Raw genomic sequence first — 23,531 nt, forward strand, 5'->3', positions numbered from 1 at the left:
CAATGTCGTTGGCGGGCAAGGTCGCAATTGTAGCCGGTGCGAGCAGAGGTATCGGACTAGCCGTGGCGCACGCCCTCGCCGGGCGCGGTGTAAGCGTGGTGGTGAACGGTCGAGACGAAGATGCGGTCTCCCATACCGTCGCCGAGATCACCGGCGGCGGTGGCTTCGCGGCCGGCGTGGTTGGTTCGGTTGCCGACGACGGTGTCGCCGACGAGTTGGTCGCGGTTGCCATGACGCGGTTCGGCGCACTGGATATCGCGATCAACTGTGCCGGTATTGCTGAACCGGTGTCGTCGACCGTACTGACCATTACGCCGCCCCAGTTTCGCGAACAGCTGGACGCGCATCTGGTCTCGTCGTATCAGCTATTGCACAGTGCGGGCAAGCATTTCGCCGAGCAGCGGTCGGGAGCTGTCGTGCTGACCGGATCGGCCGCATCGACTGGAGTATTCGGTGGTAGCGGGTATCCAGCGGGCAAGGGCGGCGTGAACGCATTGGCCCTCGCCGCCGGAGCCGACTTGCGGGAGTTCGGCGTGCGGGTGAACGTAGTGATGCCCGGAGCGCGATCTCGACTGTCCTCAGGTGATGACTACATCAGCCATATCGAGGAGTTGCATCGTCGGGGGCTTCTCGATACGACAGTCCGCGACGCGGCTCTGGATCCGGCGCCAGCGGAGTACGTCGCCGCGTTGTACGTCTACTTGGCGAGTGATCGAGCGGCGGCGATCACCGAGCAGATCTTCACCGCCAGTGGCGGATTCATCGGGAGATACGAACAATCGGCGCCGACCCTCGTGGCCTATCGCGATCACCGGGACGCGCCGCCGTACACGCAGGATGAGCTTGCGGAGCTGTTGAGCAGGGCTACGTCTGCGAGGTAGTCGTCGAACTCTTGCGCACGATGACAAATGCCTGTGGTGTCCGCTCGTTGTGAGCTGCCCGTACCGTCGTCGCGAACTCGACGAAGCCGGATTCTTCCAGCAGTGCGACGACCTGTTGCGGCTGCCGGCGGTGGAATACCAAGCTAAATTCGGCCCCGAACGCACCGTCGAGCACAAAGGGGTCATCGCCCACTTGGAAGCCAAGTAGCGCAACGCCATTCGGTCGGAGGACCCGATTGAATTCGGCGAACGCGAGGGGGAGGTCGGCGTCCTCGAGATGAATAGTCGAGTACCAGGCGAGGACGCCGTTCAGTGATTCGTCGGGGATATCCAGCGCCAGCATCGATCCCACCCGGAAGTCCAGGGCGGGACGGCGGGTGCGGGCCTCCGCTACCAGGACCGGTGACAGGTCGACGCCGAACACCTCGGCCCCGGCGTCGCTCAGCATTTCGGTGACCACGCCCGAGCCGCAGCCGATGTCGGCCACCGGGCCGTTCGCCAGTTCGGCGAAGGTGACAATCAGCGCTCGGTCGAGTGGACGGGTGTCAAATACCGTCTCGAAGAGGTCGGCGAATCCCGCCGCGCCGGCATCGTATCCGCTGCGGGTCGCGTCCTCATTCGATGGCACCCTGTGAGGCTACCTTGGGGTGAACCGTACGTCCGCGGTGGCGCGGGCGAGCAAGGTCCGATCATCGGTGCGCATATTGGCCTCGAAGGAACCTATTCGACGTCCGACCTTGATCGGCGTCACATCGACGTGGACGGGAGTGCCGTCAACCGCCGGAGAGCGATAGAAACCGATGTCGAAGTCGAGGATCTGGTAATCACTGCCCGGCTGGGTATGTGCTTGTGCGCCAAACGAACATGCCAACGCCCCGATGGTACCGATCATGCCGCCGTGCATTGTGCCCATCATATTGGCCATCCACGACGCGGTGATCGAGGTGAAGCGAGTCGCGCCGTCGCGGACGGATACCGAGCCGTCGACAAGTTCGGCGATCGGTCCGATCGGATGGTCGCCGTGGGCGATGGCTTCGATAATCTTGTGCCCGGCCAGGTTCGGATCCGTTGCCGGCAGTTGCCGGGGTGCAGGATCTGTGAGTGTCCCGATCTCGTCCCGGCTATTACTGGTGCGTCCGACCCGCACATTGCGGGTCAGGCCGGTGGTGACCAGAAGGCCGGCAGTGGTGGTGATGTCGGCGGTCGTGGTGCCGTATCCGTCGTCGCTCATGCGGATTTCCGCCGAGCCAACGAGTCGATCGGTTACCGCCGGTCGATGCAGCGCGGACATGATCACCCGGGCCTGTAGTGACGAAGCCGATTCGTCCAGGTCATAGAAGGGGCGGCCACCAATGGTGTCGAATAGGACCGCGAGAGCCGACAACTCGATGAGGCCGCGATGGTCGGCGAGTGCGCCGCTGAGCTGCTGGCGAAGCTGCTTGCCGTCGGCGATGCCGATTCCGAAAGCGTCGAATGGGTTGCGCGGAGTGTTCATCTATCCGTCCTATCAGGGCGGATGAGTGCGCAGCGAATCGGCGGGAGATGGTGAGAGTGAGGTCACACCGGGGCGGTCCACAGTCCGTACAGGGTGTATCTACCTTGTGTCGCGGGGTGGGGACATGTGGGGGAGCTTTCGCAGATGCTCGCGTCGGCGAATCCTCGCAAGAATCGCCACCACAGCTGAAAAGGGTTACGCGACAATAATTGTCGTGTAACCCGAACTAGTTGTCGGGAAGTTTCCGGCAGTCCCGGTGTGCGTGGTGAACATGCCGCGCGGACCTGCAACGGGTTCTAATATTGGGTTATGGCCAACACCGTAACCCAGCTCTTACAAGCTCGAGCTGACGACGACACCACAGCGATACGATTCGCCGACGACTCGTGGACCTGGCGTGAATATATCGCCGCAGCGGCGCGCCAGGCCGCCGCTGTAATCGGCGTCGCAGATCCCGCACGCCCGATGCACGTTGGAGTATTGCTGCCGAATACGCCCGCGCTGCTGACCGCGTTGGCCGCGGGCGCTCTCGGTGGCTATGTCACGGTGGGGATCAACAACACCCGCCGAGGAGTGGCTCTTGAGGCGGATGTACTTCGCGCCGATTGCCAGATACTACTCACCGACCCCACGCAGAAACCAATACTTGACGGGTTGAGCCTGCCCGGCGTGCGCGTGATAGACGTCGAGTCAGCCGACTGGACCGAACTTCTGCGATCCGCGGGAGAACTTGTGCCGCACAGCATTCCGACGGCGATGGACACCTTTATGCTCATCTTCACCTCGGGCACGAGCGGCAATCCCAAGCCGGTCCAGTTGGCGCATATGATGATTCCGTTCGCCGGGCCAGTGTTGGTGGAGAAACACCACATCGCCACCGACGATGTGTGTTACCTCTCGATGCCGCTGTTTCATTCCGCGGCGATCCTAGGCGGCTACTGTGTCGCGCTGTGCAGTGGTGCTGCGATGGTGCCGGCTACATTTTCCGCGACCGGCTTTCTCGACGACATTCGTCACTACGGCGTGACCTATATGAACTATGTGGGCCGACCGTTGTCCTACATCCTTGCCACCCCGGAGAAGCCCGACGACGCCGACAATCCGCTGCGGACGGCATTCGGAAATGAAGCCACCGATCGCGACATCGAAGACTTTAGCCGTCGATTCGGTTGTACCGTCGCCGACGCATTCGGCTCAACCGAACTCGCCATCATCATCACCCGCGAGCCCGGAACGCCGGCGGGGTCTATCGGCAAGGGCTACCCGGGTGTCGCTGTCTACCACTCGGAGACCGGGAAGGAGTGTGCCCCAGCGAAATTCGACGAGACAGGGGCGCTGACCAATCCTAACGACGCGATCGGTGAAATCGTCAACACGCAGGGAGCAGGACTTTTCGTCGGCTACTACAACGACTCCGACGCAACCGCTGAGCGAGTTCGTGACGGCAAGTACTGGTCCGGCGACCTCGGCTATCGTGACGAGAACGAATGGATCTACCTCGCCGGGCGCGCTGGAGATTGGATGCGTATCGACGGCGAGAATATCGCCGCAGGCCCAATCGAGCGAATCCTGATGCGTGAGCCCAAGATCAGCCGCGTCGCGATCTACGGTGTTCCCGACGATCACGTCGGAGACGCGGTGATGGCCGCGATCGTGTTGCGTGACAACGAGATTCTGACTCCGGGGGAGTTCGCCGAGTTCCTCACGGCGCAGGCGGACCTGTCGCCGAAGGCCTGGCCAAGCTATGTCCGGATCGACGCCGACCTGCCGTCGACGGCGACCAATAAGATCCTCAAGCGGGAGCTGAAAGCGGACGGCGTTGCGGGTGCGGCGTTGTGGCACCGGGTGTCTCGGTCACGGGAGTATCAATCATTGAACTGATTCGGTGCACATCGAACTACAGGTGCGGGGTCGCGAATACGAAAAGCGCCATGAAAGCCAAGTTGATGAAGTAGGCCGCCTCAACCAGACTCACCGTAATGAAGAATGGCACCAGGAGGCGCTTTTGAGCTTCCGGCTGTCGGCCGATGCCTTCGACGAGTTTCGACCCGGCCATTCCGTCGCCGATACCGGCACCGACCGCCGCACCGGCCATGATAAGTCCACCGCCGATCAACGCTCCCGCCGAGATGATGGCGTTGACGAGGTCGGGATCCGCGTTCATCGCAGCACGTTCGAATCGGAGTTCAGCAGCCGCTCTACGACGGACGCAGCGGCCCGAATACCGTCCTCCGTTGCCAGTCGGGCGGCGATCTCCTTACTGCGAATCTCGTGCTGCTCGGTCAGATCAGAGAGCGCGGCGGTAAGCCCATCGGCCGAAAGTGAATGCCGGGGAAGCGGATTCGATGCCACGCCGAGTCGGTGCAACCGCTCGGCCCAGAACGGCTGATCCATGATCCCTGGGACCGGAATGGTTGGAATACCGGCACGCAGGGTCGCTGCGGTGGTACCGGCACCGCAGTGATGTATCGCGGCCCCGACACGGGGAAACAGCCACGAATGCGGTACGTCGTCAATGGTCAGAATGTCATCACTCGATCCGGCGTCGAGGTTAGCCCAGCCGCGTTGGACGATCCCGCGCCGACCCGACGAGCGAAGGGCTTCCACAACAATCGCGCTCACTGATTCACCATGAGCGGTGGCGGTACTGCCGAGCCCGACGAATACCGGCGGTTCGCCTGCGTCGAGGAAGGCGACCAGTTCAGGTTCCGGTGTGAAGGCTGCCTCGGTAGGCCACCAGTAGCCGCAGATGTGCGTGTTCGCCGGCCAGTCGGCCGGTGCCGGCAGCACGGCTTCGCTGAAACCGTACAGCGTGCTCCAGCTGTTCATGCTGCGGCGCAGCGCCTTTCGCGTCTTCGTTGGCAAACCGAGTTCGGCTCGCAGGCCATCGACTAGTGGGTCGAATACCTTCGCCCCCGACGCCGCCAACCGCCACACCAGCCGGTTTCCGAGGCCTCCGAACGAACGGGTTCCCAATGCCGGTGGTGCGAACGTGCCGGTGGGCGTTGCCGGCTGCAGGTGGACAAGCGCACTGTCGACTTCGAGTGCTTCAGCCACGTGGGCGCTCAGTAGCGAACCGACCGGGCCCTCGAAAAGAACCAGGTCGGCATCATGGGCCGCGGCCGCCATCGCCTCGCCGACACCGGACAACTGGTCGCGCATCTCGGCGAGTGCATTCTTATCGGGTCGCATCCTCGCGCCATCTACGAGTCCTTGTCCGAATGTCGATGAGCGCGTTTCGGATTCGGTGTCGTGGGGGAGCTGACGGAATTCGAGACTGGCATCGGTGACCATCGCTTGGTAGGTTTGCTGCGCGGCGATCACGACATGGGCACCGAGCCGCGACTTCAATCCGGCGCCCAGTCCGGTCAGCGGGGCGACGTCGCCTCGGGTGCCGAATGCCTCGATGACGACAGTGGTCATATCTGAGCTCCAATCGAGTTGAGAAACAGTGTTTTCAGGGTCTCGGTGAATGCGAGAACGTCGTAGCCGGGATCGCGGAACAGATCCCTGACCGCACCGTCGAGCGCGCCCCGCAGTGCGTTTTTTACTAGCGCCGGATTCAGGTCACTTCGGAATTCCCCTGTGGCGACGCCCATTTCGATGATCGCCTGAGGGTCGAGCATCGCGAATTCCGGTGGAATGCCGTCGGCGTCGACCGACTTCTGTGCCTGCTGATCAAGTCGCAGCCCCTCCGATGATCGGAAGCTCAGTGAGATTTCGAACAGTGTGACGGCGGCATGGCGATGCTTGCGAAGGAACTCGCCGTTGGAGTCGATATATGCCGCGAGCTTCGCGGTGGCCGAGTCGGCCCGAATGATCGCCGGGATCATGATTTCGGCGGCCTGTGTGAAGACCGACGTCACGATTTCTGCCACCAGTTCGTCCTTGTTGGTGAAGTGGTACAGAACCACACTCTTGGCGATGCCGGCGCGTTCGGCGATCTTGGCCTGCGATGCCTGCGGGTACCCGATCTCGGCGATCAGGTCGATGGCGCAGTCGACGATCTGGCGACGCCGAGCGTCTTCGGTGAATGTTCGAGATTGCTTAGACCGCATGGACCAAAATTAGACCGCTCGGTCGAAATATGCAACGGTGCTGGTACCGTGGCTGTAGGTGGGCAAAACAATCATGCACGCTTGCTTTTTCTGAGGCCCTGTGTGACGCTGGCCCAATGGCTGTAGTCGACAACCTGGTAGCAGACCTCGCGACCGAATCCGATGTCCTCGACGACGTGGTCGCTTCCCTCGACGATCCCGCGTGGGCAACGTCGACACCCGCGCCGGGCTGGACCGTTGCGCATCAGATCGGTCATCTCCTGTGGACCGACCGGGTGTCCCTGATCGCGGTCACCGACCCGCAGGGTTTCAGCAGGATCGTCGAAGAGGCCGCGCAGAATCCGCTCGGCTTTGTCGACGAAGGCGCCGAACTCGAGGCTAAGCGTCCGCCGGCCGAACTCCTCGCCGACTGGCGCGCCACCCGCGCGAAACTCGGCGGTGCGCTGATCGCCGTGCCGCCGGGTACCAAGCTCGACTGGTTCGGTCCGCCGATGTCGGCCGCGTCGATGGCGAGCGCACGCATGATGGAAACCTGGGCGCATGGCCTCGACGTGTTCGACGCGGTAGGAGCTACTCGTGCCGAAGGCGATCGGATCAAGGCGGTCGTCAACATCGGTGTGCGCACCCGCGACTTCTCCTACCTGGTCAACGGTAAGACCGCCCCCGCACAACCGTTCCGATACGAGATCACCGCGCCGTCGGGTGAGCTGTGGTCCTGGGGGCCAGCAGACGCGACGAATATCGTGCGCGGACAGGCCGTAGATTTCGCTGAACTTGTCACGCAGCGACGCAACCTCGCCGATCTGAGGGTCGAGTTGATCGGCGACGACGCTCTCGAATGGTCAACCATCGCACAGGCTTTCGCCGGAGCGCCGGGCGCGGGCCGCGAACCGAAAGGGCAGTGATGCCAACAAATCGATCAGTCGTGCGCATCGGCAATGCGTCCGGCTTCTACGGTGACCGTTTCGCGGCCGTGCGCGAAATGCTCGACGGCGGCGACCTCGACTATTTGACCGGCGATTATCTCGCCGAACTCACCATGCTCATCTTGGGTCGAGACCGCCTCAAGGACCCAAATCTGGGTTATGCCAAGACCTTTCTGCGTCAGATGGAAGGCAGTCTCGGCCTGGCGATGGATAAGGGGGTGCAGATCGTCGTCAACGCCGGGGGCCTCAATCCGCACGGCTTGGCCGTCGCCCTGCGGGAACTCGCAGCGAAGCTCGGTCTCGACACCCAGATCGCCTTTGTCGACGGCGACGACTTGGTATCGCGCGCAGAAGAACTCGGCCTCGGCACCCCACTGACCGCCAATGCCTATCTCGGAGCTTTCGGGATTAAATCCGCTCTCGACCGTGGCGCAGACGTTGTGGTCACCGGCCGCGTCACCGATGCCTCCCTCACCGTCGGCCCGGCGGCATCGGCCTTTGACTGGGGTCATCGCGATCTCGACGCACTCGCCGGAGCAGTGGTCGCTGGTCACATCATCGAATGCGGCGCCCAGGCCACCGGCGGCAACTACTCCTTCTTCAACGAGTTGAAGAGCATGGGCCACTTAGGGTTTCCCATCGCCGAGATCAGCGCCGACGGGTCTTCGGTCATCACAAAACATGAGCAGACCGGCGGTGCGGTGACAGTTGGCACCGTAACCGCGCAGTTGCTCTACGAGATCGGCGGACCTCGCTATCTCGGTCCCGATGTGACCACCCGAATGGACAGCGTCAATCTGGCCCAGGTCGGCGACGACCGCGTTTCCGTTTCCGGCGTGCGCGGAGAAAATCCGCCATCGACGCTAAAAGTGTCACTCAACCACCTTGCCGGCATCCGCAACGAGGTCGACGTGGTGCTCACCGGTCTCGACATCGAAGCGAAAGCTGCTCTGTTCCAAGAACAATTCACCGCGGCGCTGCCCGCGAAACCGGAGCAGCTGGATTGGGAACTCTCCCGTCTCGACCGCCCCGATGCCGATACTGAGGAAGGCGCGAGCGCGCTTCTGCGCTGCGTGGCCCGAGACACCGACCCCAAGAAGGTCGGCCGCCCGTTCTCCGCGACCGCGGTCGAACTGGCGCTGGCCACCTATCCCGGATTCACCCTTACCGCGCCGCCCGGAAACGGCATGCCGTTCGGCATATTCGTGCCCGGTTACGTCGATGCCGCGCTCGTCGAACACCGCGTCACCCAGCCCGACGGAGTATCGGTCCGAATCGAACCCTCGCCACTACGCGGCGTTGTGGAATCCGACGTCAGCGAACCGGGCAGGCCATCCCAAACAGACTGGGGCCCAACTCGAATCGCACCGCTCGGTGAGATCGCCGGAGCTCGCAGCGGAGATAAGGGTGGCACCGCCAATATCGGCGTATGGGTACGTTCCGACGACGAGTTCGCCTGGCTCGATGAGACTCTCACCGTCGAGCGAGTGAAAGCACTGCTCCCCGAAGTCGCCGGCCTCACCGTTCACCGTTACCGTTTACCGAACTTGCGGGCCATCAACTTCGTCATCGAAGAAGTGCTCGGCCGGGGTGTCGCCGACAATGTCCGGTTCGACCCACAGGCAAAAGGCATGGGCGAATGGTTGCGCTCACGCCACGTCGCACTACCTACTCGCTTCGCCCGCGCAGCGAACTGACTCTCACAGGAAGGTCCACCAGTGCCGATCGCCAGCCCCGTCTGGGACTCACCCGAACGCACCGAATTACGTTCCACCATCCAAGGATTCGTCAAACGACATATCCTCCCGTATCAGGATCAGTGGGAAGCAGACGGACTGATTCCCCGGGAACTTCACAAAGAAGCCGCACAACTTGGACTCTTCGGTCTCGGCGTCGATGAATCGATCGGTGGCAGCGGCGGCAATCTCATCGACGCGTCGATTCTCGGCGAGGAGTTGCACTACAGCGGCGCCGCGGGCGGGATCTTCGCGTCATTGTTCACGCATGGCATTGCGTTGCCGCACTTGATCGCAGCCGGTGACCAGGCGCAAATCGATCGCTGGGCCAGGCCAACACTGGCCGGCGAGAAGATCGGTTCTCTCGCGATCACCGAGCCCGGTGGCGGCAGTGACGTCGGCCACCTGCGAACCACCGCCGTTCTCGATGGTGACGAATACGTGGTCAACGGGTCGAAGACGTTTATCACCTCGGCATACCGAGCCGATTTCGTGGTCACCGCCGTCCGTACCGGCGGTCCCGGTGCGTCCGGTGTCTCGCTACTCGTAATCGAAAAGGACACACCGGGGTTCACTGTCGCCCGGAAACTCGACAAGATGGGCTGGCTCTGTTCCGATACCGCTGAGCTGTCCTTCGTCGATGCTCGCGTACCCGCTACCAACCTCGTCGGACCCGAGAACTCCGGATTCGCTCAGATAGCCGCTGCTTTTGTCACCGAGCGCTCGTCGCTCGCGATTCAGGCATATGCCAGTGCGCAGCGTTGCCTCGACCTCACCCTCGACTGGGTGCGTGAGCGGGAGACCTTCGGAAAGCCGCTGATCGCCCGACAATCGGTACAGGACACCGTAACCGAGATGGCACGACGCATCGACGTGGCGCGTACGTACACCCGGTCGGTTGTCGAGCGGAAGGTCGACAGTGGCGACGACCTGATCGCCGAAGTCTGCTTCGCGAAGAATACTGCGGTGGAGACCGGCGAGTGGGTGGCAAACAAGGCCGTTCAGCTCTTCGGCGGGATGGGCTACATGCGCGGGACCGAGGTGGAGCGGCAATACCGCGACATGCGCATCATCGGTATCGGTGGCGGCACAAACGAGATCCTTCTCGGCCTGGCAGCAAAACGATTGGGGTATCAGTCATGACAGTCCTGCGTTCCATCATCGACACCTCCACGGACGAATTCGGAGCCAACGCAGCTGCGATGAACGCGAAACTCGACGAACTGCAAGCCGAATTCGACAAAGCGCTCGCCGGGGGCGGCGAAGCCAAGGTCGAGCGGCATCGCAAGCGCGGCAAGCTGACCGCGCGTGAACGTATCGAACTGCTCGTCGACCGAGATAGCCCGTTCCTGGAACTATGCCCGTTGGCGGCATACGGCTCGGCTTTCCAGGTCGGCGCCTCGGTGGTCATCGGTATCGGCGTCGTGGAAGGTATCGAATGTATGATCGTCGCCAACGATCCCACCGTGAAGGGCGGGACGTCTAATCCGTGGACTCTCCGTAAATCGTTGCGCGCCAACGCGATAGCGATGGAAAATCGGTTGCCGTGTATCGCCCTCGTTGAATCGGGTGGTGCGGATCTGCCGACTCAGAAGGACGTGTTTGTGCCCGGTGGCCAGATGTTCCGGGATATCACCCGGCTCTCGGCGGCTGGAATCCCCACCATCGCATTGGTTTTCGGCAACTCTACCGCAGGTGGCGCCTACATCCCGGGGATGAGCGATCACACTGTGATGATCGAAAATCAGTCAAAGGTATTCCTCGGCGGACCGCCCCTGGTCAAAATGGCGACCGGTGAGGAGAGTGATGACGAGTCATTGGGGGGAGCGTCGATGCACGCTCGCCAGTCCGGCTTAGCGGACTACTACGCACAGGACGAGCAGGACGCGGTACGTATCGGACGCCGCATCGTCGCGAGATTGAACTGGCGTAAAGGGGGACCCGGTCCGGTTGCGAAATCCCTTCCGCCACGGTATGAACCAGACGAATTGCTGGGCATCGTGCCGCCCGATCTCAAGATTCCATTCAACCCCCGTGACGTGATAGCCCGCGTCGTAGACGACAGTGACTTCGACGAGTTCAAGCCGGAATACGGTAACTCGCTCTGCACCGGATGGGCCCGGATCAACGGCTATCCAATCGGTATTCTGGCTAATGCGCAAGGCGTGTTGTTCAGTGCGGAATCGCAGAAGGCGACCCAGTTCATTCAACTGGCGAACCGATCCAATACGCCACTATTGTTCTTGCACAATACAACCGGCTATATGGTTGGCAAGGAGTACGAGCAGAACGGCATCATCAAACACGGTTCGATGATGATCAACGCGGTGTCCAACTCCAAAGTCCCGCATATTTCGGTTCTGGTCGGTGCGAGCTACGGCGCCGGACACTACGGAATGTGTGGTCGCGCGTTCGATCCTCGCTTCCTGTTCGCATGGCCCAGTGCCAAATCCGCGGTGATGGGCGGTGCGCAGTTGGCTGGTGTCATCTCGATTGTTTCCCGTGCCGCGACCGAGGCGCGCGGCGGCACTGTCGACGAAGATGCCGACGCCGGCATGAGAGCCATGATCGAAGCTCAGATCGAGAAGGAATCGTTGCCCGCGTTCATGAGTGGCATGCTCTACGACGATGGGGTGATCGACCCCCGCGATACCAGAACGATTCTGGGGCTGTGTCTTTCGGCGATCGACAATGGGCCCGTCGAGGGTACCGACAGCTTCGGCGTCTTCCGGATGTGATTGATATGACCACAGTGCTCCAAACCGATGGGAACGAACCAACAGTGATCACCTCCGTGCTGGTGGCGAACCGTGGCGAGATCGCCTGCCGGGTTTTCCGGACGTGCAAAGATATGGGAATCGCGACCGTCGCGGTGTATTCCGACCCCGATGCCGACGCTCCACATGTCCGGGCCGCCGACGCGGCCGTACCTCTACCCGGCTCGTCTTCGGCGCAGACATACCTGCGCGGTGACCTGGTGATCGCGGCGGCGCTCTCGGCGGGTGCCGACGCCATCCATCCCGGGTACGGATTCCTCTCGGAGAACGCCGAATTCGCGCAGGCGGTCATCAACGCCGGGCTGACCTGGATCGGGCCGCCGCCGGCCGCGATCACCGCGATGGGGTCGAAGATCAACGCTAAGGAGTTGATGTCTGCCGCCGGTGTGCCGGTACTCGGCGATATCGATCCGGATTCGGTGACCCCGGACGATCTGCCACTGCTGATCAAGGCTTCCGCCGGTGGTGGCGGGCGTGGCATGCGTATCGTGCGCGACGTCTCCGAACTCGCCGATCAGGTATCGGGCGCCAAACGTGAAGCCGAATCGGCATTCGGCGACCCGACGATCTTCTGCGAACCCTACGTGGAACGGGGTCATCACATCGAAGTGCAAGTGATGGCCGATCAACATGGTGCGATTTGGGCTGTGGGGGAACGGGAATGCTCAATCCAGCGCAGGCACCAAAAGGTGGTCGAAGAAGCACCGTCTCCGTTGGTCGAATCCCTCGGCGGTAATCTGCGTGAGCGGCTGTTCGATGCGGCCCGGAAAGCGGTCGCGGCTATCGGCTACACCGGAGCGGGAACGGTGGAGTTCCTGGCAGACGGTCAGGGGCGCTTCTATTTCCTGGAAACCAATACCCGTCTGCAAGTGGAACATCCGGTCACCGAGGAGACCACCGGACTGGATCTGGTTGAGTGGCAACTGCGGGTGGCTATGGGGGAACACCTCGATAGCGAAACGCCGGTAACGACCGGCCACTCGATCGAGGTTCGACTCTATGCCGAGGACCCGTCGGCCGACTGGCAGCCGCAGTCGGGCACCGTGCACCGATTCGCGATTGATACGCGGCCCGGCATCCGGGTGGACTCGGGTATCACCGATGGTTCGGAGATCACGACCTTCTACGACCCGATGCTGGCGAAGGTCATCGGTACCGCACCGACCCGGACACGCGCTGCTCGACTATTGGCAGCGGCACTGGCCGATGCTCGGTTGCATGGGCCGGTGACCAATCGAGACATGCTGGTGAACACCTTGCGTAGCAAAGAATTTCTTTCGGGCGACACCGATACCGGATTTATTGACGAGGTCGGCTTGGATGTGCTCGGCGCCTCGGTCGCCGACGCTGGTGATCGACGGCTGGCCGCCATCGCCGCCACCCTGTCGGACTCAGCCGAGCAGCGGTTGCGGGCAACCGTGTTGGGCGACCTGCCATCGGGATGGCGGAACCTGGCGTCGGGATACTCGACACGCAGATTCCTCCCCGGGATAGCGCAAGCATCGCCAACCGAAGACGCCGGTCAACTCGAAGTGCGCTACCGGCACAGCCGTCATCGTGTCGAATTACCGGATGACGCAACGATTTCGATCACCTCGACGACTTCGTCGGAGGTCACGGCCGAAGTCGACGGCGTGCGGCGGACGCTGAGTGTAAACCGCTACGGCACCAGCGTATTCGTGGATTGGCCGGGTAAATCCGTTGTGCTGAGCGATGTTCCGCGATTCGTCGATCCATCGTCGGTACAGCGCCCCGGATCGCTGCTGGCGCCCATGCCCGGCGCGGTTATCCGGGTTGCTGTCGCCGAGGGGGACCGGGTGGCCGCCGGACAGCCGCTGCTGTGGCTGGAGGCGATGAAGATGGAGCACACCATCGCGGCACCCTCCGACGGCGTGGTCGCGACATTGTCGGTGGCTCCCGGACAGCAACTCGCGGTGGGCGAAGTGCTCGCCGTGATTGTTGGCGAAGACACCGAAGAATCCGCAAGTTCCGAGAACTGAAGAAGGACAACGCATGACATACACACCGGAAACTCCAGAACGCGCCGCACTGCGCGAGGCGGTCTCGGCATTCGCCAAGAAGTATGGCCATTCGTATTTCGCCGAGTGCGCCCGCAGCGGTCGCAAGACCGACGAGATGTGGCTGGAGGCAGGCAAACTCGGCTTCATCGGCGTGAACCTGCCCGAAGAATACGGTGGCGGCGGCGCCGGCATGTACGAGTTGTCGATCGTGATGGAAGAGATCGCCGCCGCCGGAACCGGCTTGCTGATGCTGGTGGTCTCACCAGCTATCTGCGGCAACGTCATCGCACGATTCGGAACCGACGAGCAAAAGCAGTCGTGGCTACCGGGGCTCGCCGACGGCACCAGAACGATGGCGTTCGGTATCACCGAACCCGATGCCGGCTCGAACTCGCATAAGATCACCACCACCGCTCGACGTGACGGGTCGGATTGGATCCTCAACGGACGCAAGGTGTACATCTCGGGCGTCGACCAGGCAGACGCCGTCCTCATTGTCGGCCGGACCGAAGACTCGAAAACCGGCAAGCTCAAGCCGGCGCTTTTCATAGTGCCGACGGACGCGCCCAATTTCGAATACACCCAAATCGAGATGGAACTGGTCAACCCGGAGAAGCAGTTCCAGTTGTTCCTCGACGATGTGCGGCTACCCGCCAATGCCCTCGTCGGTTCGGAGGATGCGGCACTATCGCAGCTCTTCGCGGGGCTGAACCCCGAACGCATCATGGCGGCGGCCTCCGCGATCGGCATGGGTCGCTACGCACTCGACAAGGGAATCGCCTACGTATCGGAGCGGACAGTCTGGAAGGTACCGATCGGCGGGCATCAAGCCATCGCACATCCATTCGCGCAAGGCAAGATTCAGTTGGAAATGGCCAAGCTGATGATGCAGAAGGCAGCGTCACTCTACGACGCGGGGGACGATTGGGGTGCGGCCGAGCCGGCCAATATGGCCAAATACGCGGCCGCGGAGGCGGCCGTCGCGCTGGTCGATCATGCTGTTCATTCGTTGGGCGGCAATGGGTTGACTACCGAATACGGTCTTGCTCCGATGCTGAGCTTGGCGCGAATCGCGCGAGTGGCACCGGTCAGCCGCGAGATGATCCTCAACTTCGTGTCGCAGACCAGCCTCGGCCTGCCCAAGTCGTACTGAGGTACCGATCATGGCTGAACAACTCGTCCACGCCTCGGTCGAGACCGGCGTAGCGACCATCACGCTCGACTCGCCGACGAACCGGAATGCGCTGAGTGCGACGCTCGTCGGACAACTCGCCGCGGCATTGGAAAGTGCGCGCGACGACGAACAGGTCCGGGCGGTGAAGCTGACGCATACCGGCGGAACCTTCTGCGCCGGAGCGGATCTGGGGGAAGCGTTGAAACGCGGGCTATCGCCCGAACAGGCGACGGCCGAGGGGACGTCGGCGATGAGCGCCCTCATGCGGACGATCCTCACATTGCCCAAGCCGGTCCTGGTGGTGGTCGACGGTCATGTGCGTGCCGGTGGATTCGGCATTCTCGGTGCGGCCGACATCGTGCTGGCCGGCCCGGCGTCGACTTTCGCACTGACCGAAGTACGGCTGGGATTGGCCCCGGCTATGATTTCGGTCGTGTTGCTGCCCAAGATGTCCGCGCGTTCGGCCGGTCGGTACTTCCTCACCGGAGAGATGTTCGATCAGCGGGCCGCCGAACGTATCGGCCTCATCACCGTCGCGGCGGATTCGGCCGAAGAGCTAGCGGCACGTACAGATTCGATCCTGGACGGAATCCGCAAGGCATCGCCACAGGGGCTGGCCGCGTCGAAGTCGCTGACCACCGCCGATATCCTCACCGATTACGACACACGAGCGGCGGCGCGGGCCGAACAATCCGCGGGATTGTTCGCCAGTGTTGAAGCACGCGAGGGTATGACCGCGTTCTTCGCCAAACGCAAACCGAGCTGGGATGTCAGTGGTGAGTAGATGACGTCGGTGCGTGAACCGCAGCAAGATCGCTCGCGAGCGACCCGCGAGCGGTTGCTGGGGTCCACTATCGAGATGTTGGCGGCGAATGGCTGGGCGGCCACTACCGTCGCCGCAGTCGCCGAATCGGCTGGGGTTTCTCGCGGTGCGGCACAACATCATTTCCCCACCCGCGAGTCGCTGATCACCGCGACCCTGGACGCGATGTTCGAGCAATTGACGGTCAGCATCGCAGAACCGATGGCGCACTTGCCATCGGGTGCCGAACGCATCGACGCGGTGGTCGGCCGTGCGGTCGAGATCTACACCGGGGTGCCGTTCAAGGCGGCATTGCAGGTGTGGGCGGCAGCGGCTTCCGATGCTGTTCTGCGCGAGCAGATCTTGCCCCGGGAGGAGAAGTTCGCCCGTGCCGCGCATCGCATTACCGTCGCCGGGCTGGATCCGACCGGCGACAATCCGAACGCGCATCGACTGGCGCAGGTGACACTTGACCTCGCCCGTGGACTGGGCCTGGCCGACACGTTGTCGGATGACTCGCGTCGCCGAGCGCAGGTGGTGGCGACCTGGTGTGCGCAGTTGAAGCTGGGTCTGGGGCTGGGACTGTAGAGAGTGCGGCGGACGCGCGGTGATCGACGGCTCCGGCGCGAGAGTGCCGCATCCCCGCTGGTAGAGTCAGGCACGCCAGCCAACCCGTGGGGTAGGGAACCCGGCGCGAATCCGGGACTGACGCGCAGCGGTATGGGTGAGGGCGTGCACTTGTGAGCCACTGGACTTGAGGTCCGGGAAGGCGTGTACGCCCGGCGAACCCGAGTCCGAAGACCTGCTGGCGCTCTCGGCCAGCACGGCCGCAGAGGTACATCGCGGGCTTCGCGTGCCAAGTCCCGGCCTCGAAGGAATACCGTGTTTCGTCGTCGAATGACGTTGGCCTATTTGCTGTCCGCGGTCGCGACACTGTCGATCGCCGCCTGTGGCGCAGAGACTGTGGATGATCCGGCCGCAAGCGAGGCGTCGGGGTACCCGATCACCGTTGCCAACTGCGGACGGGACGTCACCGTCAGATCCGCACCGCAGCGCATCGCGTCGCTCAATCAGTCCTCGACCGAGATTCTGCTGTCGCTGGGACTGGCCGATCGAATCGCTGGCACGTCCACCTGGACCGATCCGGTGCTGCCAACGCTTGCCGCAGCCAATTCCAAGATCAACCGGATATCGGATAACTGGCCGTCGTTGGAGGCTGTGCTGAATGTCGAGCCTGACTTCGTCACGAGTTCGTTCACCTCAACCATCGGGCCGGCCGGAACGGTGACCACTCCAGAGCGTTTGCGCGGCTTCGGAATCGAGTCCTACACCTCGCCGTCGGATTGTGACGACAAGATCGCCGACGATGGCGATGGCAGTCGGAGCAAAGCGCTCACTCTGGATATCGTCTACCGCGAGATCACCGAACTGGCGAGGCTCACCGGTGTGCCGGCTGCCGGGGTGAAACTCATCGCTTCGCTGAAAGAGCGTGCTGCTAACGCCTCCAGCACCAAGGCCGCGGGGCAATCCGCATTGTTCTGGTTCGCGAATTCCGAGTCGCCGTATATGGCCGGATGCTGCGGTGCCCCGGGGATCATCGCCAACGCGGTTGGTCTACGCAACGTTTTCGAAGACACCAAACAGGAATGGCCGCAAATCAATTGGGAGGAAGTCGCTAGCCGTAACCCCGACGTGCTGGTACTCGGTGACCTGACCCGGCGTGATCAATCAGCGGAGTCGGCCGAAACGAAGATAAAGTTTCTCGAGTCCCATCCGGTCACGAAGCAGATGGATGCGGTACGCAACAAGCGCTACATCATCGTGACCGGTGCTGAACTCAATCCTTCGCTACGGACCGTGTACGGCATCGAGAATGTCGCGGCGGGGCTGTCGCGCCTCGGCCTCAGGCGGTGAGCCTGGTCCTCGCTCGGCGGATGCCGTCGGTGCTGGCATTCTGGACTATTGGGATCGCGACACTCGTGTTGTCGATGGCCGTAGCGGTGACGATCGGTTCGTCGTCGGTTGGGGCGCGGGATGTGTGGCAATTGGTCTGGGCCGAAATCAGCGGTGGTAGAACCACTCTCGGACCGATTCAACGAGGCATAGTCTGGGACCTGCGGCTCCCCCGGTCGTTGCTCGCAGCGGTATGCGGTGCGGGGCTCGCGCTGTGCGGCGCGGTATTGCAATCATTGCTGCGCAATCCGCTGGCCGATCCGTTCGTGCTCGGTGTGTCCTCTGGTGCATCTACCGGCGCGGTGAGTGTTGTCGTCCTCGGGATCGGCGTTGGAGCGGTCGGTATGGCTGGCGGCGCGTTCATCGGTGCGATGGCGGCGTTCGGTTTGGTTCTGTTGCTCGTCAGGCTGACGGGCACGGGGGCCGCGGATACCGTGATCCTCGCCGGAGTGGCTGCTACCCAGTTGTTTTCAGCGTTCACCTCGTTCATCGTGTATACCTCAGCCGATCCGGAACAGACCCGAGGAGTGTTGTTCTGGCTACTCGGGTCCCTGGCGTCGGCGCAATGGTCGCAGGTTGTGGTCTGCGCGGTCGTCGTCGGATTCGGGTTGTTGGTTTGTGTGCTCCATGCCGGCAATCTAGACGCTCTGACCTTCGGCAACGACTCCGCCGCATCACTGGGTGTGCGGGTCGCGCGTACCCGGACAGTCCTGCTGATGATGACCGCGCTGATGACGGCGGTCATCGTTAGTACTTCGGGCGCAATCGGTTTCGTCGGGCTGGTGCTGCCACATATCGCTCGCGCCGTGGTCGGAATGGGGCATCGGATATTGTTGCCCACCGTCGCCCTACTCGGCGCGATTTTTCTGGTGTGGGTTGACGCCGCGGCCCGCGTCGTCATCGCACCGCAGGAATTGCCGGTCGGGGTGGCCACCGCACTAATCGGTGTCCCCGTATTCATCGCGATTTTCGCGATGCGCGGGCGGTCGATGGGACGGCAGCGATGAGACTGCGGAAACCGGCGAAACGGCCGAAACATAGCGTGGCAGTGCCTTCCGGGGCGGTGACGGGCATCTCGGTGCGAGACGTGGGATTGAACACTTCTGGTGTACGCATCCTCGACGGAGTCTCAATGGAGGTCCGGCCTGGTCGCGTGACCGGCATCATCGGACCCAATGGCGCCGGTAAGTCGTCGCTCATGCGGATCCTCGCCGGCATCAGGCCACCAACTTCAGGTGAGGTCATCTTCGACGGCATGCCCGTCGCGAAGGTCGGGCGACGCGCGATGGCACGGAGGGTTTCCTTTGTGGCACAAGAAGAGTCGACTGAGCTAAGTCCAACAGTCCGAGAAGTGATCGATCTGGGCCGGCTCCCGCATCGGCGGTCATGGTCCGGCGCTTCCGCGGACGACGTCGAGGCATTGATGCGAGCCGCGTCTGTCACTGGCCTTGTCGACCGACTCGATCAGCGGTACGCGAGCCTGTCCGGCGGGGAACGGCGGCGCGTGCAGATCGCGCGTGCGTTCGCGTCTGCGCCGGAAGTGCTGATACTCGATGAACCGACGAATCACCTTGATGTGCAATACCAATACGAGGTACTTCGGTTGTCGACGTCGTTGGCGGCGACCACCGTGGTGTCGTTACACGACTTGAATCTCGCCGCGGCGTTCTGCGACGACATAGTGCTGCTGGACGCCGGCTGTATTCGCGCCGCCGGGTCGGCGACGGATGTGCTAACCGAATCACTGATCGGCGAGGTGTACGGCATGCGCGCGCGGGTTTCCAGCGACGAACATGGGCTGTGGGTACGGATCTTGCGCGATACCGACAAGTCGCGCTGGCCGTCCGATCGCGATAGCGCGCCCGTCCAGTGGGGAACGAACGCCAGCTAGCGCTGGCTGCTGGCCGGTGTCGCCGCGGGTATCGATGAACTCACCTGCGTCGCAATACAATCAAACTGTCGGTTCGGTCGATTTCCTGGCCGTCGGGGCGGCCGATCGTTATCGGCACCAGATCCCGCCGGGCGACCGTCCACTCGCCGTCGAGGTTCAGCTCAGTCAGGACCTCGTCGACCGACGGGAAGTTGAAGTCATCGGGTGCATCGGCATTCCAGTGCGGGACGCCGTCGTGGCCGATGATTATCAGCACGCCGCCGGGGTTGACGGCTGCGGCTGCCTTGCGCAAGATCTGTGATCGACCCAGGTCGACCGGTGAGTGGAGGTAGCTGGTGGTGACGAGATCCCAACTGCCGGTAGGGAACGCGGTGTCAAGGTCGGCTTGTTGCCAGTGGATACGGTCATCGACGCCTGCCGCGCAAGCGGATTCGCGACCGTGCTGCAACGCCGCGGTGGAGATATCGACGGCGGTGACGCGTAGGCCCTGTTGGGCGAGAAAGATGGCGTCGGCACCTGACCCGCAACCGAGATCGGCTGCGGTGGTTCCGGTGACGTGGGGTAGGGAGGTGATGGCGTCGACCAGAACCTCGTTCGGATTTCCGGTCCACGGTCGAGTGTCCGTCGAGTAGAACTCTTCCCAGAATTCGGACGGTGTGGCATCCCCGGCGTCGGGAGCGGTGTGCTGATGCTGATGGGTGGATGAAGACACGATGCTGGCACTCCTGCGGTCGCGGAAACTGGACTGTCTCCATTGAACGGTCAGATCGCGTTAGGCGCAATAGGTATTGCTGCATTGGCAAGATCACTTCGCGGTGCGACCCCAGGTGCCAACCCAGTACACCCCGACAGCCAGGCCCACCATGCCAACGAAGACCACGACCAACGAAATCGTCATCGAGGCATATCCCTGCACACGCGGATCGATGAACGGATACGGATACCAGTCGACGAACGCGCCGCGCGTCAGCGTGTAGACGCCATAGACGAGAGGGGCGAGAAGCCAGGTGAGCCAACTGCGGTCAGGAAGATTACGGGGGCGGATAAGCACCCAGTCGAGCAGGACCAGGAGCGGCATATAACGGTGCATGGTGTCGTTGATCCACTGGGTCTGAAGCTGTACGTCAATATTCGCCAGCAATAGCGCGTACACGATGCCGGTGATGATCATGCACGTCGTCGTCAGGCCCCGAACCCAACCGAACCAACCGGTATTCGGCGCCAGGAGAGCGCCGACGACGAATACCGCGACTGCGAGCACATTGCTCAACACGGTGAAATAGCTAAAGAAATTGGCGATCGAGAAGGTGTCGCCGGACTGGACGATCGTCGCGATCAGCGCACTGGTTCCCAGGGCGGCGGCCGCGAACCGCAGTAGGCGGAACCACCATGACCGCGCCGTTGAATCGGTGCCGGCGGACTCGGCGTCGACGATCATGGTGCACAGTCTGGCACGCGGATCGAGACGGGAGTGCCGGAATTGCCGTAGTCCACCGCTCGGTCGCACAACTTCGCGATTCGGACACTAGCGGTGTGCGCTGCGTAAACGGTATCGGCATGCCGTTAGACTTTCGTCGCTCAACTGGCGAAGGAGTGCGCACAACATGTTTCCGAAAATCGGCCCACCCGACGGTGCTGACACCGCGTGGATGCTCGTCGCGTTCGCATTAGTACTGCTGATGACGCCCGCGCTCGGTCTCTTCTACGGCGGGATGGTGCGCTCGAAGAGTGTGCTGAACATGATGATGATGTGCCTGTCGGCCATTCCCATTGTGTGGATCATCTGGGTGGTCTTCGGATACTCGCTGGCCTTCGGCGCCGACGAGGGCGGAGTCATCGGCAATCCGTTCACCTTCGCGGGTCTTCGCGGACTATTCGGCGACTACGGGCCCGCCGGTGCCGACACTGTGCATATGCCGCTGGTCGGCGACATCCCCGCGGTACTCTTCGTCGCGTTCCAAGCAGGTTTCGCGATGGTCACCGTCGCGCTCATCGCGGGTGCGGTCGCAGACCGAATGCGGTTCGTCTCGTGGCTGATCTTCGCGGGGTTGTGGGCGACCCTGGTATACATTCCCGTCGCGCACTGGGTTTTCAGCGCTCCCGGTGTGACAAGCGAGAATGGTGGCTGGATCGTCTCGCATCTCAAGGCGATCGATTTTGCCGGCGGCACCGTTGTCGAAATCAATTCGGGTGCTTCGGCTTTGGTGATAGCCCTACTCCTGGGTCGCCGTGCGGGCTGGCCCAAAGACCCGATGCGGCCGCATAACCTGCCGTTCGTCATGCTCGGTGCTGGCCTGTTGTGGTTCGGATGGTTCGGATTCAACGCCGGATCAACACTGGCCGCGAATGGTTCGGCCGCCCTGATCGCGGTGAATACGCTTGGCGCGGGCGCGATCTCGATGGTCGCCTGGCTTGTGGTGGAGAAGGTTCGGCACGGTCGGCCGACGTCGTTCGGTGCGGCGTCGGGTGTGATCGCCGGGCTGGTCGCCATCACGCCGTCCTGTTCGGCGGTGACCCCGATCGGCGCGCTCGCTGTCGGCGCCGTCGCGGGCGCGGTGAGTTCCTATGCGATCGAACTCAAATACCGTTGGCGCTATGACGATTCGCTCGATGTGGTGGGTGTGCACTTCGTCAGCGGCGTGGTCGGCACGTTGATGATCGGTCTGGTTGCCAGTTCGTCGGCTCCGGCAGGTGTGGACGGACTCCTCTACGGCGGCGGATTCGACCAACTGTGGCGGCAGGCCGTCGCGGTGATCGTGGTCTGTGCGTATGCCGCTGGCGTCACCGCGATCATTGGCCTTGCCCTGAAATACACCATCGGTTTGCGTGCTGATCGCCAGCACGAAATGGACGGTATCGACGACGGCCAGCACGCCGAGACCGCCTACGACTTCCACAGCCCACGCGGCGGTCGGGTGGATTTGCCGGGCTAGGTGGCCGGTTCGAACCTGAAGCCGCACAGTCAGCGATTAGTTTTCCGGGCGAGGCGAGTCAATATGGGCGACAACAGTCCACTCGAAAGGAAACCTCATGTCTCGGAAAGTCATCGCCCACCTGTTCAACTCGGTGAACGGCGTCGTCGAGTCGCCTGACCAATGGCAATTCGATCAGTTCGGCGCCGAGGAAGGCGAGCTGATGGGGGCGTCGATCGGTGGCGTCACCGACGTCATCATCGGCCGCAAACTCTGGGACGAGTGGTCGCAGTACTGGCCCGGCAATGACGATCCCTTTGCCAATTTCATCAATCCAGTGCGTAAGCACGTGGTGTCGTCAACGTTGAGCGGCGAACTCGACTGGAATAGCGTCGCGATCGACGGCGATCCGGTGGACTATGTGAAAGCGCTGCGCGACAACGGTTCCGACGGTGGGATCTCGGTCACCGGAGGTATTGAGACGGTCCGCGGTCTATTCCTCGGCGGTGCGATCGACACGTTGACGCTCACCACGCATCCCGCAGTCGGCGTCGGGCGGCGGTTGTTCGACGAGACCGTACCGATCACCCGTCTGACGCTGGTCGATTCGACGGTGACGTCGTTGGGCAATGCGGTGCTGACATATTCGTTGCGCGACTGAGTCTTGGCTGGTTGTCGACGTCGGGTTGCGTGGTCTCGATACACCGACTCGCAGGCTCGTCGGCACTCGACCATCGGGGGTTGGTCGGCACTCGACCATCGGGGGTTGGTCGAGTGCCGGTGGTCGAGCTTGCGAGGCCGCCGGTGTATCGAGACCTGGTGAGGTGGACTTCGGTCGTGACCACGTCGGGTTGCGTGGTCTCGATACACCGACTCGCAGGCTCGTCGGCACTCGACCATCGCGG

Annotated in this window: 22 protein-coding genes and 1 riboswitch; of the genes, 15 read left to right on the forward strand and 7 right to left on the reverse strand. The window is 62.6% G+C overall.

Annotated elements, in window-relative coordinates:
• The first annotated feature begins 2 nt into the window (after nt 1-2).
• Complete coding sequence (locus AAFP29_RS04145) at nt 3-881, forward strand: SDR family NAD(P)-dependent oxidoreductase (protein ID WP_419216035.1); 879 nt, start codon at nt 3-5, stop codon at nt 879-881.
• Here the strand turns inward: AAFP29_RS04145 and AAFP29_RS04150 are convergent.
• Nucleotides 865-1,509, reverse strand: a complete 645-nt coding sequence (locus tag AAFP29_RS04150) for a class I SAM-dependent methyltransferase (protein WP_419216036.1) — start codon at nt 1,507-1,509, stop codon at nt 865-867. The genes AAFP29_RS04145 and AAFP29_RS04150 overlap by 17 nt on opposite strands.
• Before the next feature lie 9 nt (nt 1,510-1,518).
• Nucleotides 1,519-2,376, reverse strand: a complete 858-nt coding sequence (locus tag AAFP29_RS04155) for a PaaI family thioesterase (protein ID WP_419216037.1) — start codon at nt 2,374-2,376, stop codon at nt 1,519-1,521.
• Between the two features lie 309 nt (nt 2,377-2,685).
• Here AAFP29_RS04155 and fadD1 point away from each other — a divergent pair, with 309 nt between their 5' ends.
• The gene (gene fadD1 / locus AAFP29_RS04160; protein WP_419216038.1) at nt 2,686-4,257 is read left to right on the forward strand and encodes a fatty-acid--CoA ligase FadD1; all 1,572 of its coding nucleotides are present in this window, start codon (nt 2,686-2,688) and stop codon (nt 4,255-4,257) included.
• 16 nt (nt 4,258-4,273) lie between these two features.
• On the opposite strand, the gene AAFP29_RS04165 is transcribed toward fadD1, so the two are convergent.
• The 3 genes from AAFP29_RS04165 to AAFP29_RS04175 are packed head-to-tail and all read right to left on the reverse strand — an operon-like array spanning nt 4,274 to nt 6,434.
• A complete protein-coding gene (locus AAFP29_RS04165) occupies nt 4,274-4,540 on the reverse strand; it encodes a F0F1 ATP synthase subunit C (RefSeq protein ID WP_419216039.1) in 267 nt (88 codons plus the stop codon).
• A complete protein-coding gene (locus tag AAFP29_RS04170; protein WP_419216040.1) occupies nt 4,537-5,799 on the reverse strand; it encodes a glycosyltransferase in 1,263 nt (420 codons plus the stop codon). The genes AAFP29_RS04165 and AAFP29_RS04170 overlap by 4 nt, the downstream gene beginning before the upstream one ends.
• Nucleotides 5,796-6,434 (reverse strand): TetR/AcrR family transcriptional regulator, encoded by a 639-nt coding sequence (locus AAFP29_RS04175; protein WP_419216041.1) that lies wholly within the window; start codon nt 6,432-6,434, stop codon nt 5,796-5,798. The genes AAFP29_RS04170 and AAFP29_RS04175 overlap by 4 nt, the downstream gene beginning before the upstream one ends.
• A gap of 116 nt (nt 6,435-6,550) precedes the next feature.
• On the opposite strand from AAFP29_RS04175, the gene AAFP29_RS04180 reads away from it, so the two are divergent.
• The 11 genes from AAFP29_RS04180 to AAFP29_RS04230 all read left to right on the forward strand — a co-directional run bounded on the left by AAFP29_RS04180 (nt 6,551) and on the right by AAFP29_RS04230 (nt 19,714).
• The gene (locus AAFP29_RS04180; RefSeq protein WP_419216042.1) at nt 6,551-7,339 is read left to right on the forward strand and encodes a TIGR03084 family metal-binding protein; all 789 of its coding nucleotides are present in this window, start codon (nt 6,551-6,553) and stop codon (nt 7,337-7,339) included.
• On the forward strand, nt 7,339-9,057 hold the full coding sequence (locus AAFP29_RS04185) for an acyclic terpene utilization AtuA family protein (RefSeq protein ID WP_419216043.1): 1,719 nt from the start codon (nt 7,339-7,341) through the stop codon (nt 9,055-9,057). Before AAFP29_RS04180 ends, AAFP29_RS04185 begins: the two co-directional genes overlap by 1 nt.
• A gap of 21 nt (nt 9,058-9,078) precedes the next feature.
• The gene (locus tag AAFP29_RS04190) at nt 9,079-10,239 is read left to right on the forward strand and encodes an acyl-CoA dehydrogenase family protein (RefSeq protein WP_419216044.1); all 1,161 of its coding nucleotides are present in this window, start codon (nt 9,079-9,081) and stop codon (nt 10,237-10,239) included.
• On the forward strand, nt 10,236-11,834 hold the full coding sequence (locus tag AAFP29_RS04195; protein ID WP_419216045.1) for an acyl-CoA carboxylase subunit beta: 1,599 nt from the start codon (nt 10,236-10,238) through the stop codon (nt 11,832-11,834). The genes AAFP29_RS04190 and AAFP29_RS04195 overlap by 4 nt, the downstream gene beginning before the upstream one ends.
• Nucleotides 11,835-11,839: 5 nt before the next feature.
• Complete coding sequence (locus tag AAFP29_RS04200; RefSeq protein WP_419216046.1) at nt 11,840-13,873, forward strand: biotin carboxylase N-terminal domain-containing protein; 2,034 nt, start codon at nt 11,840-11,842, stop codon at nt 13,871-13,873.
• A gap of 13 nt (nt 13,874-13,886) precedes the next feature.
• Nucleotides 13,887-15,047 carry an acyl-CoA dehydrogenase family protein gene (locus AAFP29_RS04205; protein WP_419216047.1) on the forward strand — a complete coding sequence of 387 codons (1,161 nt, stop codon included), beginning with the start codon at nt 13,887-13,889 and terminating at the stop codon, nt 15,045-15,047.
• A 10-nt stretch (nt 15,048-15,057) separates the two neighbouring features.
• On the forward strand, nt 15,058-15,852 hold the full coding sequence (locus AAFP29_RS04210; protein ID WP_419216048.1) for an enoyl-CoA hydratase family protein: 795 nt from the start codon (nt 15,058-15,060) through the stop codon (nt 15,850-15,852).
• Nucleotides 15,853-16,458 carry a TetR/AcrR family transcriptional regulator gene (locus AAFP29_RS04215; protein ID WP_419216049.1) on the forward strand — a complete coding sequence of 202 codons (606 nt, stop codon included), beginning with the start codon at nt 15,853-15,855 and terminating at the stop codon, nt 16,456-16,458.
• Nucleotides 16,459-16,517: 59 nt separating this feature from the next.
• Nucleotides 16,518-16,695: riboswitch (cobalamin riboswitch) on the forward strand.
• Between the two features lie 57 nt (nt 16,696-16,752).
• On the forward strand, nt 16,753-17,784 hold the full coding sequence (locus AAFP29_RS04220; protein WP_419216050.1) for an ABC transporter substrate-binding protein: 1,032 nt from the start codon (nt 16,753-16,755) through the stop codon (nt 17,782-17,784).
• Nucleotides 17,781-18,830: a FecCD family ABC transporter permease gene (locus AAFP29_RS04225; protein ID WP_419216051.1), complete on the forward strand. Its 1,050-nt coding sequence runs from the start codon at nt 17,781-17,783 to the stop codon at nt 18,828-18,830. Before AAFP29_RS04220 ends, AAFP29_RS04225 begins: the two co-directional genes overlap by 4 nt.
• Nucleotides 18,831-18,910: 80 nt before the next feature.
• On the forward strand, nt 18,911-19,714 hold the full coding sequence (locus AAFP29_RS04230) for an ABC transporter ATP-binding protein (RefSeq protein ID WP_419216052.1): 804 nt from the start codon (nt 18,911-18,913) through the stop codon (nt 19,712-19,714).
• Between the two features lie 40 nt (nt 19,715-19,754).
• Here the strand turns inward: AAFP29_RS04230 and AAFP29_RS04235 are convergent, their stop codons facing one another.
• Nucleotides 19,755-20,426: a class I SAM-dependent methyltransferase gene (locus tag AAFP29_RS04235; RefSeq protein ID WP_419216053.1), complete on the reverse strand. Its 672-nt coding sequence runs from the start codon at nt 20,424-20,426 to the stop codon at nt 19,755-19,757.
• Nucleotides 20,427-20,519: 93 nt separating this feature from the next.
• Nucleotides 20,520-21,152 (reverse strand): Pr6Pr family membrane protein, encoded by a 633-nt coding sequence (locus AAFP29_RS04240; RefSeq protein ID WP_419216054.1) that lies wholly within the window; start codon nt 21,150-21,152, stop codon nt 20,520-20,522.
• Nucleotides 21,153-21,318: 166 nt separating this feature from the next.
• Here AAFP29_RS04240 and AAFP29_RS04245 point away from each other — a divergent pair, with 166 nt between their 5' ends.
• Together AAFP29_RS04245 and AAFP29_RS04250 are read left to right on the forward strand one after the other, a co-directional pair.
• Nucleotides 21,319-22,647 carry an ammonium transporter gene (locus tag AAFP29_RS04245; RefSeq protein ID WP_419216055.1) on the forward strand — a complete coding sequence of 443 codons (1,329 nt, stop codon included), beginning with the start codon at nt 21,319-21,321 and terminating at the stop codon, nt 22,645-22,647.
• Between the two features lie 97 nt (nt 22,648-22,744).
• Nucleotides 22,745-23,287 carry a dihydrofolate reductase family protein gene (locus tag AAFP29_RS04250; RefSeq protein WP_419216056.1) on the forward strand — a complete coding sequence of 181 codons (543 nt, stop codon included), beginning with the start codon at nt 22,745-22,747 and terminating at the stop codon, nt 23,285-23,287.
• Nucleotides 23,288-23,531 lie beyond the last annotated feature (244 nt).

The organism is Gordonia sp. CPCC 205333, from assembly GCF_048537885.1.
GTDB lineage: Bacteria > Actinomycetota > Actinomycetes > Mycobacteriales > Mycobacteriaceae > Gordonia.

Excerpts from the sequence above, each read along its gene's own strand:
- AAFP29_RS04245 (WP_419216055.1), top strand. The coding sequence starts at position 21,319 with ATGTTTCCGAAAATCGGCCCACCCGACGGTGCTGACACCGCGTGGATG.
- AAFP29_RS04170 (WP_419216040.1), bottom strand. The coding sequence starts at position 5,799 with ATGACCACTGTCGTCATCGAGGCATTCGGCACCCGAGGCGACGTCGCC.
- AAFP29_RS04200 (WP_419216046.1), top strand. The coding sequence starts at position 11,840 with ATGACCACAGTGCTCCAAACCGATGGGAACGAACCAACAGTGATCACC.
- AAFP29_RS04145 (WP_419216035.1), top strand. The coding sequence starts at position 3 with ATGTCGTTGGCGGGCAAGGTCGCAATTGTAGCCGGTGCGAGCAGAGGT.
- AAFP29_RS04205 (WP_419216047.1), top strand. The coding sequence starts at position 13,887 with ATGACATACACACCGGAAACTCCAGAACGCGCCGCACTGCGCGAGGCG.
- AAFP29_RS04240 (WP_419216054.1), bottom strand. The coding sequence starts at position 21,152 with ATGATCGTCGACGCCGAGTCCGCCGGCACCGATTCAACGGCGCGGTCA.
- fadD1 (WP_419216038.1), top strand. The coding sequence starts at position 2,686 with ATGGCCAACACCGTAACCCAGCTCTTACAAGCTCGAGCTGACGACGAC.
- AAFP29_RS04195 (WP_419216045.1), top strand. The coding sequence starts at position 10,236 with ATGACAGTCCTGCGTTCCATCATCGACACCTCCACGGACGAATTCGGA.
- AAFP29_RS04180 (WP_419216042.1), top strand. The coding sequence starts at position 6,551 with ATGGCTGTAGTCGACAACCTGGTAGCAGACCTCGCGACCGAATCCGAT.
- AAFP29_RS04175 (WP_419216041.1), bottom strand. The coding sequence starts at position 6,434 with ATGCGGTCTAAGCAATCTCGAACATTCACCGAAGACGCTCGGCGTCGC.
- AAFP29_RS04155 (WP_419216037.1), bottom strand. The coding sequence starts at position 2,376 with ATGAACACTCCGCGCAACCCATTCGACGCTTTCGGAATCGGCATCGCC.
- AAFP29_RS04210 (WP_419216048.1), top strand. The coding sequence starts at position 15,058 with ATGGCTGAACAACTCGTCCACGCCTCGGTCGAGACCGGCGTAGCGACC.
- AAFP29_RS04185 (WP_419216043.1), top strand. The coding sequence starts at position 7,339 with ATGCCAACAAATCGATCAGTCGTGCGCATCGGCAATGCGTCCGGCTTC.
- AAFP29_RS04215 (WP_419216049.1), top strand. The coding sequence starts at position 15,853 with ATGACGTCGGTGCGTGAACCGCAGCAAGATCGCTCGCGAGCGACCCGC.
- AAFP29_RS04250 (WP_419216056.1), top strand. The coding sequence starts at position 22,745 with ATGTCTCGGAAAGTCATCGCCCACCTGTTCAACTCGGTGAACGGCGTC.
- AAFP29_RS04165 (WP_419216039.1), bottom strand. The coding sequence starts at position 4,540 with ATGAACGCGGATCCCGACCTCGTCAACGCCATCATCTCGGCGGGAGCG.